We start from the raw sequence: 11968 nt of genomic DNA on the forward strand, positions 1-11968 counted from the left end.
AGACGACGCCGGCCGACCGGGCGATCGAGGTGATAAGGGATCGATGGATCGTCATCGACATCACTCGGCGGCCGGGGCTTCGACCAGCTTGAGGATCTTGCCGGCGCTGGTGGCCGGCATGGCCTCGCCCAGGCGCAGCTCGCCGGCCTCGATCGGGACCACGAAGGCCTGCGGCACGCCGACCCGGCCGCCGCGCGCCTTGACCCACGCGAGCAAGTAGCGCTGCTGGGCGGCGAGGGTGGCCGCGGCGTCCTCGCCGTCGATGCAGGTGCGCAGGCGGCCGCCGGGGCCGAGCACGTCGGCGACGTCGCCGAGCGCCCGCTCGACCTTGTCGGTGGTGAAGCGCGGGGCCTCGGTGTCCTGCAGGTCGAACAGCGCGGCCAGGCCGTCGAGCCCGCGCCCGGGGGCCAGCCGCTCGACGCACAGGGCCGCCAGGGCGGCGAGGCAGGCGTTGTTGCTGCGCGCGTCGCCGTGGGTCTGCGGCTTGCCGTCGCCGTCGACGAACTCGTGCGACGGCAGGTAGCGCTCGTCGCAGACGGCGCGCGGGAACATGTAGACCCACAGCTCGGCCCCGTGGGCGCGCAGCCGCGGCAGCGACTGCTGCAGGAAGTGGAGCTCGCGCCGGCACAGCGGGCAGGTCGGATCGACGAACAACATCACCGCGAGGCGCGGGTCGTCGACGGTGGCGGCGAGCGTGACCGGCGGCGGATCGGGCGGCGGCGGCGGGCAGGTCACCGAGCGCGCGGCGAGTTGATAGGCGAGGGCGAGGCCGCCGGTGGTCAGCGCCCACACCAGCGCGGCCCGCACGGCGCCGACCTTGGCATGTCCCTCGGGACAGGTCGGCGCGGCGCCGCGGACCAGCAGCGCGCCGACGAGGGCGACGGTGTAGGTGGCGTAGAGGCCGACGCACAGCGGGCACATGTGCGCGAAGCTCGTGAACGCGTGCACGCCGAGCGCCAGCGACACCGCGAACCCGAACACGCCGAGGCCGAGCAGCCCGCGCGCGGCGACCTCGGCCAGCGGCCCGCGCCGGCGCAGCACCGCGACCGCTAGCCACATGGTCGTGAAGACATGTCCGATCGACCAGATGGCGAGCGGCAGCCCGAGCACCTGCGACCAGCCGCTGGCCAGCGCCTCGGCGCAGGCCGGGCCGTCGTCGCCGCCGGGGCAGCCGCTGGCGTCGCACAGGTGGTCGGCGCCGAACTTGAGCCGCACCAGCCAGGCGCTGACGAACAGGCCGGCGAGCCCGGAGGCGAGCGTCAACCACGCGCCGGCGCGGACCCGCGGCGCGAGCTCGGACGGGGTGGCGATCGTCGGCTCCGTCACTTGCCCCCCACGGGCAAGAGGTCGTCGTCCATCGCGTCCTTGCTCGCCTTCTTCTTGGCCGCCGGCTTGGCGGTCGGTTTGGCCGCGTCCCTGGCCCGGAACGCGTAATCGAGCTCGCCGCCGCCGTCGCTCGCGGGGAACACCACGCCGTCGAGCTGGGCGGCGATGCACTGGCGAAACGAAGCCGGGGTCGCCTGGACGTCGGCTACCGCACCGTCGGGGGCCACGTGCAGGGTGAAGCGCAGGCGGTCCGCGCCCGGAGCGGCGCACACGCGCAGGTCGGTCCGCAGGCCGTCGAGCTGGGCCTCGATCTTGCGGGCCGAGAACGGCCGCGGCGGCGTGGGTGCGGCGATCTCGGCCGGCAGCGGTGTAGCGACGGGCGGCGCCGCCTTCATGGGCGCCGCATCACTCGGTGGCGAATCACTCGGTGGCGGATCACGCGGTGCTTCGACGGGGGCAGGCTTGTGCGCGGCCTTCGTCGTCGGCGCCGCGGCGGCAGCGGACCTGGCCTTCGGGTCATGCGACGCGTGGGTCGGCATCGGTCGCACCGTCACCAGCGGCACCCGGCCCGAGCCGCCGCGCGCGGGCCTGGTGACCGGGGCCAGCGACCACGCGCCGCCGAACAGCGCCGCGGCCAGGGCCGCCGTGATCGCGGCCTCGCGACGCCAGCTCGGCCCGCTCGTCGGCCCCGGCCGCACCGCCGCCTCGCGCAGCGCCGAGCCGCTCGGCGGGACCGCGCGCGGCTCCTCGAGCGCCAGCCGCAGCGCCGCGGTGACCTCCTCGACCGAGCGGAACCGCCGCGACGGGTCGCGCTCGAACGCCTGCATGACCGCGGCCTCGACCGTCACCGGCACCTGGCCGCGCACGTGATCGTGGAGCGGCCGCGGCGTCTCGTGCATCTGCGCGTAGGTGATGTCGCCGGCGCTGCCGGGCTGCCACGGCAGGCGCCCGGTCATGAGCTTGTAGAGCGTGACGCCGAGGCCGTACACGTCGGTCGTCGGCGACGCCCGCGACTCGCCGGCCAGCAGCTCGGGCGCGACGTAGCCGGGCGTGCCGAGCACCAGGCCGAGGCCGGTCTGCTCGCCGCTGGCGTCGAGGTCCTTGGCGATGCCGAAATCGATCAGCTTGACGAGATCGTCGCCGGCGTCGCCGCCCTCGACGAGGAAGCAGTTCGACGGCTTGACGTCGCGGTGGATGATGTTGCGGGCGTGGGCGGCGGCCAGCGCCTCGCACAGCTGCAGCCCGACCCCGGCCGCGCGGCGCCACGGCAGCGGGCCCTCGCGCGTGAGCAGCTGGTCGAGGTCGCGGCCGCGCAGGAACTCCATCACGAAGTAGATCTCGTTCTCCGGCGTCGTGCCGACCAGGAAGGCCCGCGGCACGTGGCGACTCTCGATCTCCGCCATCGTCCGCGCCTCGCGTTGGCAGCGGCGGCCCATGTCGGGGTCGGCCGTGAAGCGGCGGTCGAGGAACTTGATCGCGTACTCCATGCCCGACTGGCGATCGACGGCGCGGTAGACCGCCGCCATGCCGCCCTTGCCGAGGCGCTCCATGATCCGGTAGCGATCGGCGAGGAGGATGCCGACGCGCGTGTCGGCCGGCGGCGCGTGCATCGTCGAGGTCTCGTGCGTCTCGGCCCGCTCCGCCTCGCCGAGCTCCTCCTCGGTGAACTTCACGCCGCGAGGCTAGCCGCGGCGCAGGCCCCGGTAAAGTGGGCCGCGCGGCCGCGAGGGCACCCGGCGCCGACCGCGGGCACGGGCCCGGCCGGCCGCGCGGCGCCGACGGGGTGAGAGGACCGCGCAGAGCTGCGTGCCTCATCCGAGGCAGCCAGGCCCCGACGGTCGCGCGCCTCCGCGCGACTTCCGCGGTGCCCGCGAGACGCGTGGGCGACCGCGGCTTCGGGGGTCGGTCGCGGACGTGGTCGATCGGACATGTCCGAAAGACCATGCGCGTCGAAGCCCCTCGCGCCCCGGCGAATCGCGCCGTCTTCGACGGTGATGCTGCCCGCCGTCGGCTGATACACGCTGACGATGGGCGAGCAACGAGGCGAGGACGAGGGCAGCGCGGGTCATGACGGCCAACCTACGCCTGCACACGGGTCCGGCCAGTTCGACTTCTTCGCCGCCTGCGGCTACTTCTGGCCCGAGAACGACAGCGGCTGCGATACGCCGGGGCTGGTGGCCGGGGCCGAGGCGGCGACCGGGCTGAGCCTCACCACGTTCGCGGGCTGCTACGAGGCCAGCAGCTTCTCGCTCGATTGATGAGCCGGCGGTGCTTGCGCGTGATGAATGCGAGCACCGCCGAGATCGATGAATTCGCGGCCTCCACCGCCGCTCGCGCGACGCGTCGCGGCGGCGCCCGGCACAGCCCGGTTGCGGCGCCGGCGTAATGGCGCATGCCTGGCCGCGAACCGGACGACGCATCATGAACGAGAAGACGACCGCGACCCTCACGACCTACATCACGGACATGCACGCGCTGGTGAACCACGGCCTGCGAGCGATCGACCGCCAGGCGCGCATGCTGACCGGATCGAATCATTTGCAGGCGCTGGGCGCGGTGCAGGAGTTTCAGCGCACGCTCGAGAATCACCGCAAGCTGCTCGACGCGCGCGCCGAGGCGCTCGGCGGCAAGGTCACCCAGCCGTTCAAGGACGCGGTCACCACGGTGACCGGCTTCCTCGCCGGGCTGACCAACCGGGTGCGTCCGCTGTCGGCCTGCAAGGCGATCCGCGACGACTACACGTACCTCTCGCACGTGGCCGTCAGCTACCTCATGCTGTTCACCACGGCGAACGGCCTCGGCGACAGCGACACCGCGCTGCTGGCCGAGCAGGGCTACCGCGACGCGGCCCGCATGGTGATGCACATCGACCGGATCTTGCCGAGCCTGGTGGCGCAGGAGCTCCGCGAGCACAACCTGCCGATCGCCGACCTCGAGCACCAGAGCCGGACGATGCTGGCCCGCGCGTGGAAGCGCGAGGAGTCCGAGCTCGGGCTCGAGTCCGGCGCGATCGCCTGAGGCGAGGCCCGCGAATCATCACACCCCGCATTCGCGCCCCGGCGCGAGCGCGGGCGTTCGCGTTGGGTCGCGGCGGCGATGATTCTTGCGCGCGAGTGCGATTCATGACACCGGGCGTCGGTTGTGAATGAGGGCAGTAGCGAGCAAACTCTCGGGGTGCGCCTCGGCCTCTGCTGTACGTTCCTCGACGAGCCGATCAAGTTCCGCCACACGACCGCGCGGTTCGTCGGCGGCAAGCCACGCGCGGCCCAGCGGCTGTTCCTCGGCGAGCTCGCGCTCGCCAACGCGGACGCGCTGGCGGCGGCGGTGGGCTGGTGCGCGGCGCGGGGGATCGGCGCCTTCCGCATCTCTTCGCAGTTGTTCCCGCTGGTGACCCACCCCGATGTCGGTTACGCGCTGGAGGAGTTGCCGACGTGGAGCGGGCTGGAGCGGCGGCTGACGGCGGTGCGCGAGCTGGCGCGGGCCAAGGACGTGCGCTTGAGCTTTCACCCCGATCAATTCGTGGTGCCCGGCTCGGCGTCGCCGGCGGTGGTCGAGAGCTCGCTGGCGGAGCTCGAGCACCATGGGCGGATGGCCGAGCTCGTCGGCGCCGAGCAGGTCACGTTGCACGGCGGCGGGGCCCAGCCGGACAAGGCGACGGCGCTGGCGCGGCTCGAGCGCGGGCTCGATCGCCTGTCGCCGCGGGCCCGCGCGGTCATCGCCCTCGAGAACGATGACCGCGTGTTCACCGTCGACGACCTGCTGCCGGTGTGCGCCCGCGCCGGGCTGCCGCTCATCCACGATGTCCATCACCACCGCTGCCTGCCCGGGGCGACCAGCGTGGAGGACGCCATCGAGCTGGCGGCCGCGACCTGGGGCGCGCGCGAGCCGTGGGCCCACGTGTCGAGCCCGAAGGGCGGGTGGGACGGCAACAAGCAGCCGCAGCACCACGACGACTTCGTGCGCCCGGCCGACGTGCCGCGCGCGTGGCTGGGGCGCCGGATCACCGTCGACGTCGAGGCCAAGGCCAAGGAGCAGGCGGTCCTGCGGCTGGCGAAGTGGGTGGCGACGCAAGAGCGCGAGCGCGCGGCGTGAGGCGTCGAGGGTGCGCGAAAGGACATGTCCGAACGGGCATGTCGTGAAGGACATGCGACGTCTCGGACCCGCCGTGACGCAGGATCGGGCGCGCCTCAGCCGACCGGCACGACCGGCAGCTTGGCGCCGTCGCGGGTCACGACGTGCTGGGGGACGATGACGGTGTCGCGTGGATCGAACCCCATCTCGATCCAGCTGCCGGGGGCGAGCGCGGTGGCGACGTGGGGCTCGAACGCGTGAGCCACGGAGACGCGGGACTGCGGGCCGGGCTCGCGCGAGGTCCAGACGGTGAGCGCGAGGCTCACGCGGTAGCCGATCAAGGGGTCCGGACCCGAGTCGCTGCGGCCGAGGAGGCGCTCACCGAGCTCGCTGGCCTCGACTTGCCCCCACGCGGGGACGAGGCGGTCGAGCCGCTCCGCGTGCGCCTGCATGGCGGCTGCGTACCGCCTGCGCGCGCGACTGCGGGCGACCGCCGCGGCCACCCCACCGGCCGTGCCGACCGCGACGCAGCCCCATCCGAACGGTCCGTGGTCTTCGAGCTCGCCGCCGAACTCGCGCATGTCGATCGGCTTCTGGTTGATCTGGAACACGCCGAACAGCACCAGCCCGAGCGCGCAGAAGACGTACGCGATCGTCGAGAGATCGGGCGGCGGGGTCGGCTCACGCACGATCGCGGGCGGCCACCAGGGCGGGGAAGGATGGGGCGTCGTCATGCGTGCGGCCGAGGTCCTCGGCCCCGAAGGTTACGCCACGGGGCCGAGGAAAGGGGCGCGCAGCAGCGCGAGCGTCCTCGTGGGCGGCGTGCGAGTCCTGCCGTTGGCTCGCGCAGGGACGACGGCGCGCGGCTGCGTGAACCGTCGGGAGCGAGGACGATCGCTATCACGTCGGCGCTCGCGTGGCGGACGGATTGCCGTGCGTGAGCAGGCAGTGGCGCAGGCCCTCGCGCAGCGACGGCAGGCAGTGCAGGTCGCGGGCCGTGCGATCGAGGCCGGCGAGGGTCTGCGCGACGGGCGGGCTCACGCCGGTGATGATGGCGCGGCAGCCGACGAGCTTGACCGCGCGCACGAGCTGCAGGAGGTGATCGGCGGTGCCGGCGTCGACGCCCTCGACGCCGGTGAGGTCGACGAGCGCGGCGCGGGCCCGCGAGTCGACCACGCGCTGCAGCAGCGCGTCGGCGACCGCCAGGGCCCGCGCGCGATCGAGGGTGCCGACCAGCGGGACCGCGAGCACGCCGTCCCACACGTCGAGCACCGGCGTCGAGAGCTGGTGGATCTCGAGCCGCTGCGTCTCGATGAGCGCCAGCTTTTGCTCGATCTCCTGGTTGGCCTGCAGCAGCGCCGCGAGCACCCGGTCGCGCTCCTCGTGCGACGCCTTGAGCTCGGTGATGAACAGCCGCAGGCCCTCCTCGAGCATGCCGAAGGCGTCCTCGCGCGACTGCGAGAAGTGCTCGAGCGCGCCGTCGAACTCGCCGACCGAGGCCAGGCCGATGACGGCCATGATCCGGTCGAAGCGCTCCGAGTCGGTAGTCAGGGCCTCGTCGAGCTCACTGGTGGACATGGCGACCTCCTCGGGCGGCGGTTTGCGCGGCGCGCAGGGCCTCGATCCAGCGGCGCGCCTCGGCCTCGTCGCGCACGAACGCCATCTCCGTGGGCTTGCCGGTGACGAGCCGGATCGCCCGGAACATCAGTGTCGCCAGCGAGCGCATGGCGAAGCTGGCCCCGTAGACCCCGACGCCCGAGACGGAGTGTTGCTTGTGCCACTCGCCGACGTGCTTGCGCGCGTCGGTGGGGATGCCGTCCATGCGCGTCAAGTCGGCCAGCAAGTAGCAGCGACCCTTCTCGGCCATGATGTCGGCCAGCATCCCGTGGACGGTGTGCGCGACCGCCAGGTCGAACGGGCCGCGGACCTTGATATGCGCGAGGTCCTGCTCGCGCATGATCTGCAGGTGCTCGCTCGCGCTCGTGGTCGCCACCGCGAATAGCGTATCACGGGCCCGCCTTCGAGGGTCACGGGGCGCGCGGGCGCGCGGGCGCGCAGGGCCGCCGGGGGCCTCCGTGGGGCCGCGAGGATGGGGTCCGCCATGGTGCGCTCCCGCGGGTGGGCCGGCCCCGAGGCGGCCTCACGGGGAGGCGGTGATTGTGCCAGTCGAGGCTCAGGCCCGCGGGCGCGCGCCGGACTGCAGGCGTTCGAGGGCCTGCAGCAGCCCGGCGTCGCCGGGCGCGGGGAGCTGGACGCGGAACTCGAGGTACAGGTCGCCGACCTCACCGCGCGGCCCGGGCACGCCCTGGCGACGCAGCCGCAGCTTGTGGTCGGGGGCGCAGGCCGGCGGGATCCGGACGCGCACCGTGCCGCGCGGCGTGACGACCTCGACGGCGTCGCCGCGGTAGAGCTCGAGCAGGGTGACGGCGACGGCGAGGTTCAGGTCGAGGCCGCGGCGGGTGAGGCCGGGCTCGGGGGCGACGCGAATGGTGACGCGCAGGTCGCCGGGCGGGCTGCCGGGTTCACCCTGGCCCGGCAGGCGGACCACCGCGCCGTCGCTCGTGCCGGCCGGCACCGCCACGTCGACGATCCGGCCGCCGACGCGCACCTGCGCGGTGCAGCCGACGACGGCGCGAGCCAGCGGGACCGTCACCTCGGCGCGGGCGTCTCGACCCATGCCTTCGTCGTCTTCGAGATCGTCGGACGCGTCGTCGTCGAGGTCGTCGTCGTCGTCATCGAGGTCGTCGTCGAGGTCGTCGTCGTCATCATCGTCGAGGTCGTCGTCGTCGAGGTCGTCGTCGCCGGTCTCGTTGATTTTGTCGTCGATGTTCGCGTGTGCGTCGGCGCTGTCGTCGAGGCGGACCTCGCGGCCGCGCCAGATCCGCGCCAGGATGTCGTCGAAGACCGTGCGCCGGGCGTGCTTGAGGTCGTCGAACTCGAGGTCGCCGCCGCTCGCGGGCGGGGTGTGCTCGGCCGAGTCCCGGCGGGGGGCGGCCCACGGCGGGCCTGGCGGGCCGTCGTGGGGGCGCGAGCGGGCGGCGCGGGCTCGCTGCGGGTCGAAGCCGCGGGTCAGCGACAGCTCGCCGAACTCGTCGTAGAGGGCGCGCGTGCGGTCGTCGCCGAGGATCGTGTAGGCGTCGACGATCTCGCGGTAGAGCTCCTCGCTCCACGACCGGCCGCCGTTCACGTCGGGGTGGAAGCGGCGCGTCCGCTCGCGGTAGGCCCGCTTGATCGCGCGCGCATCGGCGTGGCGATCGATCCCGAGGACGACGTACAGGTCGCGCATCCGATCATGATAGCGCGGCGGGCGACCCGAGGCGAGCCCCCGCGGGTGGTTTCGACATGTCCCCGGGGACATGTCGACATGGCGGGAAGTGCATGTCCCGAGGGACAGGCTATTCCCGCGACGTCACACCGGCGAGGCCAGGCCGCCGGTCTCCCGCAGGCGCCGCAGGTCGCGCGCCGGCGGGTCGCCGAACAGCCGGGTGTACTCGCGGCTGAACTGCGAGGCGCTCTCGTAGCCGACCCGGAAGGCCGCGCTGGTGGCGTCGAGCGCCTCGCTGAACATCAACCGGCGGGCCTCCTGCAGCCGCAGCTGCTTCTGGTATTGCAGCGGGCTCATGGCGGTGACGGCCTTGAAGTGGTGGTGCAGCGAGGACGCGCTCATGTGCAGCTCGCGGGCGAACTCGTCGATGCGCAGCGGCTCGGCGTAGTGCTGCTTGAGCCAGTCGATCGCGCGGGCGATCCGGCGCGCCTGGCCGTCGCCGGCGGCGATCTGGCGCAGCCGCCAGCCCTCGTCGCTCTTGAGCAGGCGGTAGGTCAGCTCGCGCACGGCCAGCGGCGCGAGCACGGCGATGTCCTCGGGCACGTCGAGCAGGCGCACCAGCCGGAGCACGGCGTCGAGCATCGCCGGGGTCATGGCGCTGAGGTAGAGGCCGCGACCCGGGCGCGGCTGGGCCGGCGGCGGCGGGCCGAGCTCGAGCAGCAGCTGCGCGAGCTCGGCGGGGTCGAGGTCGAGGCGCAGGCACAGGTACGGCGCGGCCGGGCTGGCCTCGACGACCTGGCCGGTGACCGGCAGATCGACCGTCACGACCAGGAAGCGCGAGGCGTCGTAGACGTGGACCTCGTCGGCCAGGTGCACGCGCTTGGTGCCCTGGGCGACCACACACAGCGCGGGCTCGTGCAGGAGGACCAGCGGCTCGCCGGGCCGCGCGGCGCGGATCAGCGACACGCGCGGGAGAGCGGTCGCGTGCACGCCGTCGCCAGGGGTGTGTCGCTGCAGATGAGCGGCCAGCTCGGCGGCCGCGGGCGCAGTCGTCGCCATCGACCGAGCGTACTCGTGGGCCTCGTGGGCGGCAAGGAGAGGCCGCCGTGGCGCCGCGGAGGATCGGGCAAGAGCCGGCGAGGAACTGGCTAACGCGGCCGTGGGCCCGCGTTTACGGTGTCTGCGTACCCGGCTCGCCCGCGGTGGGCGGCCGACAGAACGCAGGAGAATCATCATGTCCGGAGTCGAGAACAAGGTCGTACTGATCACGGGCGCCAGCAGCGGCATCGGCGAGGCGACGGCCCGCCTGCTGGCCAGGCAAGGGGCCCGCGTGGTGCTCGGGGCGCGCCGCACCGAGCGGCTGGCGGCGCTCGCCGACGAGATCGCGGGCGACGGCGGACAGGTCCGCTACCGCCAGCTCGACGTGACGCGCCGCGAAGACGTGGCGGCGTTCGTGGCGTTCGCGGTGGCGACGTTCGGCGGGATCGACGTGGTCGTCAACAACGCGGGGGTGATGCCGCTGTCGAACCTCGAGGCGCTGAAGGTCGACGAGTGGGACCGCATGATCGACGTCAACATCCGCGGGGTGCTGCACGGGATCGCGGCGGCGCTGCCGGTGATGCAGCAGCAGAAGCGCGGGCAGTTCATCAACATCTCGTCGATCGGCGGCCACTACGTGGTGCCGACGGCGGCGGTGTACTGCGCGACCAAATTCGCGGTGCGGGCGATCTCGGACGGGCTGCGGCAGGAGGTCGGGGATGGCATCCGCGTCACCGTCATCTCGCCGGGGGTCACCGAGTCGGAGCTGGCCGACACCATCTCCGACCCGGCCTCGCGCGAGGGGATGAAGCAATTCCGCAAGGTCGCCATCCCGGCGGCCGCCATCGCCCGCGCGATCCAGTTCGCCATCGAGCAGCCGCCGGAGGTCGACGTCAGCGAGATGATCGTGCGACCCACGGCGAGCCCGCACTGAGGGCGGTCGATCGTGGGGCGTGAACGTCCGCGCGCTCGCGTCGATGCTGCCGCGCGGCTGCGGGCGGGGCGGGGGCCGCGGCGTGGTGGCGTCGCGGGGCTCGCCGCGGCGTGGCGCAGGTCCGGCGCGGCTCGAAGGGCGGCGCCGGGCGGACGGGCCCCGCGGTGCCATGGAGGCCGCGCCATGCCCTACGTCGTCCGCATGACCCCCCTGCGCCGATCGATCGGCGCGTTGCTCGAATTCGTGGCGGCGATCCGCGGGCCGCGGCGCGCCGAGACCACCGCGTTCTTCCGCCGCTACGGGGTGCGCCACGAATCGTGGCACCTGCAGGACACGGGGCGCGGTCTGGAGGTGCTGGTGGTGACGCTGATCGACGCGCCGGCCGCGGCGGCGGACGCCTACGCGGCCAGCACCGGCGACTTCGAGCTGTGGTTCAAGGCGCAGGTGCTCGATCTGTCGGGCAACGATCCCAACGAATCACCGCTCGGCCCGCCGACGCTCGAGGTGTTCGCCTGGGACGAGGACGAGGGCTGAGCGGCGGCCGATGGGGCAATGATTATAGATGTCTCGATGGACATGTCCCTTCGGACATTGATAGGACATGCCCGGAGCGGGAGGCGCGGGCCTCAGAACGCGAAGCCGAGGCTCGCCCCGTAGCTGCGAAGCTGCGGATCGTGGAGCGGCCCGATCCCTCGCCAGCGCAGGCGAGCCCCGGGTCGCAGGGCCAGGCCGGCCTGGATCTCGCGGAGGCGGCGCAATTGGGACCCGCGCACGCCCAGCAGCACCGCGCCGGTGACGATGGCCGCGCCACCGATCCCGGCCATCACCAGCGCCACGTCGCCGCCCTCGCCGAGGGTGAGGCCGATGTAGAGGCCGACGCCGAGCGGGGCGAAGCCGACGCCGAGCAGGGTGCCGCCGAGCTTGAGCCGGCGGCGATAGCGATCGTCGATGAACCGGGCGAAGCTCTGCACCCGGCTGTCGTCGTCGTCGTCCCCGTCGGCGCGGTCCTCGGCGCGGTCCTTCTCGTCGCCCTGATAATCGTCCCAGTACCGGCTCATGTCCTGGCCCAGTTCCACGCCGAGGCGGTCGGCGTATTGCCGCTCGGCCTCGAAATAGCGGGCGAGGGCGACGCCGTCGTCGACGGGCGCGGGCGCGGGTGCGACGGCCGGCTGCGGCCCCTCGGGCGCGGGCGGGCCCTGGAGCTGCATCACGAGCAACAATAGGCGGTAATCCATGGCCGAGAGCATGCACGAGGTCGCGCCAGGGCGCGAGTGCGGGCTCGCCGCGACGCTGACCGCGTACCTGCTCGCGTGAGCCGGCGGCCGGCTCACGTA

General features: G+C 73.4%; 13 protein-coding genes. 5 read left to right on the forward strand and 8 right to left on the reverse strand.

Annotated features, from left to right (window positions below; all coding sequences use genetic code 11):
- Positions 1-60: 60 nt before the first annotated feature.
- Positions 61-1326, reverse strand: a complete 1266-nt coding sequence (locus POL25_RS39990; protein WP_272091675.1) for a vitamin K epoxide reductase family protein — start codon at positions 1324-1326, stop codon at positions 61-63.
- Positions 1323-2999 carry a serine/threonine-protein kinase gene (locus POL25_RS39995; protein WP_272091676.1) on the reverse strand — a complete coding sequence of 559 codons (1677 nt, stop codon included), beginning with the start codon at positions 2997-2999 and terminating at the stop codon, positions 1323-1325. The genes POL25_RS39990 and POL25_RS39995 overlap by 4 nt, the downstream gene beginning before the upstream one ends.
- Before the next feature lie 354 nt (positions 3000-3353).
- Here POL25_RS39995 and POL25_RS40000 point away from each other — a divergent pair, with 354 nt between their 5' ends.
- The 3 genes from POL25_RS40000 (at position 3354) to uvsE (ending at position 5418) form a co-directional block, all read left to right on the forward strand.
- On the forward strand, positions 3354-3584 hold the full coding sequence (locus POL25_RS40000) for a hypothetical protein (RefSeq protein WP_272091677.1): 231 nt from the start codon (positions 3354-3356) through the stop codon (positions 3582-3584).
- A gap of 163 nt (positions 3585-3747) precedes the next feature.
- Complete coding sequence (locus tag POL25_RS40005) at positions 3748-4344, forward strand: hypothetical protein (protein WP_272091678.1); 597 nt, start codon at positions 3748-3750, stop codon at positions 4342-4344.
- Positions 4345-4500: 156 nt separating this feature from the next.
- Positions 4501-5418, forward strand: coding sequence for a UV DNA damage repair endonuclease UvsE (gene uvsE / locus POL25_RS40010; RefSeq protein WP_272091679.1), 918 nt, complete (start codon positions 4501-4503; stop codon positions 5416-5418).
- A gap of 95 nt (positions 5419-5513) precedes the next feature.
- On the opposite strand, the gene POL25_RS40015 is transcribed toward uvsE, so the two are convergent.
- From POL25_RS40015 to POL25_RS40035, 5 genes are all read right to left on the reverse strand, one after another.
- Positions 5514-6086: a hypothetical protein gene (locus POL25_RS40015; RefSeq protein ID WP_272091680.1), complete on the reverse strand. Its 573-nt coding sequence runs from the start codon at positions 6084-6086 to the stop codon at positions 5514-5516.
- A gap of 211 nt (positions 6087-6297) precedes the next feature.
- Positions 6298-6975, reverse strand: coding sequence for an STAS domain-containing protein (locus POL25_RS40020; protein ID WP_272091681.1), 678 nt, complete (start codon positions 6973-6975; stop codon positions 6298-6300).
- Positions 6962-7390 (reverse strand): SpoIIAA family protein, encoded by a 429-nt coding sequence (locus tag POL25_RS40025; RefSeq protein WP_272091682.1) that lies wholly within the window; start codon positions 7388-7390, stop codon positions 6962-6964. The genes POL25_RS40020 and POL25_RS40025 overlap by 14 nt, the downstream gene beginning before the upstream one ends.
- A gap of 180 nt (positions 7391-7570) precedes the next feature.
- Positions 7571-8683, reverse strand: a complete 1113-nt coding sequence (locus POL25_RS40030; RefSeq protein WP_272091683.1) for a DnaJ C-terminal domain-containing protein — start codon at positions 8681-8683, stop codon at positions 7571-7573.
- A gap of 123 nt (positions 8684-8806) precedes the next feature.
- Positions 8807-9721, reverse strand: coding sequence for an AraC family transcriptional regulator (locus POL25_RS40035; protein WP_272091684.1), 915 nt, complete (start codon positions 9719-9721; stop codon positions 8807-8809).
- A gap of 175 nt (positions 9722-9896) precedes the next feature.
- Between POL25_RS40035 and POL25_RS40040 the strand changes: the two genes are divergently transcribed.
- Both POL25_RS40040 and POL25_RS40045 read left to right on the forward strand, forming a co-directional pair.
- Positions 9897-10634, forward strand: a complete 738-nt coding sequence (locus tag POL25_RS40040) for an SDR family oxidoreductase (protein ID WP_272091685.1) — start codon at positions 9897-9899, stop codon at positions 10632-10634.
- Positions 10635-10817: 183 nt separating this feature from the next.
- Positions 10818-11168 (forward strand): hypothetical protein, encoded by a 351-nt coding sequence (locus POL25_RS40045; RefSeq protein WP_272091686.1) that lies wholly within the window; start codon positions 10818-10820, stop codon positions 11166-11168.
- A gap of 92 nt (positions 11169-11260) precedes the next feature.
- Here the strand turns inward: POL25_RS40045 and POL25_RS40050 are convergent, their stop codons facing one another.
- Entirely contained in the window at positions 11261-11869 is a 609-nt protein-coding gene (locus POL25_RS40050) for a hypothetical protein (protein ID WP_272091687.1), read from the reverse strand.
- Between the last annotated feature and the right edge of the window lie 99 nt (positions 11870-11968).

This window comes from Nannocystis bainbridge (genome assembly GCF_028368995.1).
Taxonomy (GTDB): Bacteria; Myxococcota_A; Polyangia; order Nannocystales; family Nannocystaceae; genus Nannocystis; species Nannocystis bainbridge.

What these genes read in the sequence shown, in the direction of transcription:
- POL25_RS40000 (WP_272091677.1), top strand. Translation starts at nt 3,354, where the DNA reads ATGGGCGAGCAACGAGGCGAGGACGAGGGCAGCGCGGGTCATGACGGC.
- POL25_RS40040 (WP_272091685.1), top strand. Translation starts at nt 9,897, where the DNA reads ATGTCCGGAGTCGAGAACAAGGTCGTACTGATCACGGGCGCCAGCAGC.
- POL25_RS40035 (WP_272091684.1), bottom strand. Translation starts at nt 9,721, where the DNA reads ATGGCGACGACTGCGCCCGCGGCCGCCGAGCTGGCCGCTCATCTGCAG.
- POL25_RS40005 (WP_272091678.1), top strand. Translation starts at nt 3,748, where the DNA reads ATGAACGAGAAGACGACCGCGACCCTCACGACCTACATCACGGACATG.
- POL25_RS40050 (WP_272091687.1), bottom strand. Translation starts at nt 11,869, where the DNA reads ATGGATTACCGCCTATTGTTGCTCGTGATGCAGCTCCAGGGCCCGCCC.
- POL25_RS40020 (WP_272091681.1), bottom strand. Translation starts at nt 6,975, where the DNA reads ATGTCCACCAGTGAGCTCGACGAGGCCCTGACTACCGACTCGGAGCGC.
- POL25_RS40030 (WP_272091683.1), bottom strand. Translation starts at nt 8,683, where the DNA reads ATGCGCGACCTGTACGTCGTCCTCGGGATCGATCGCCACGCCGATGCG.
- POL25_RS40045 (WP_272091686.1), top strand. Translation starts at nt 10,818, where the DNA reads ATGCCCTACGTCGTCCGCATGACCCCCCTGCGCCGATCGATCGGCGCG.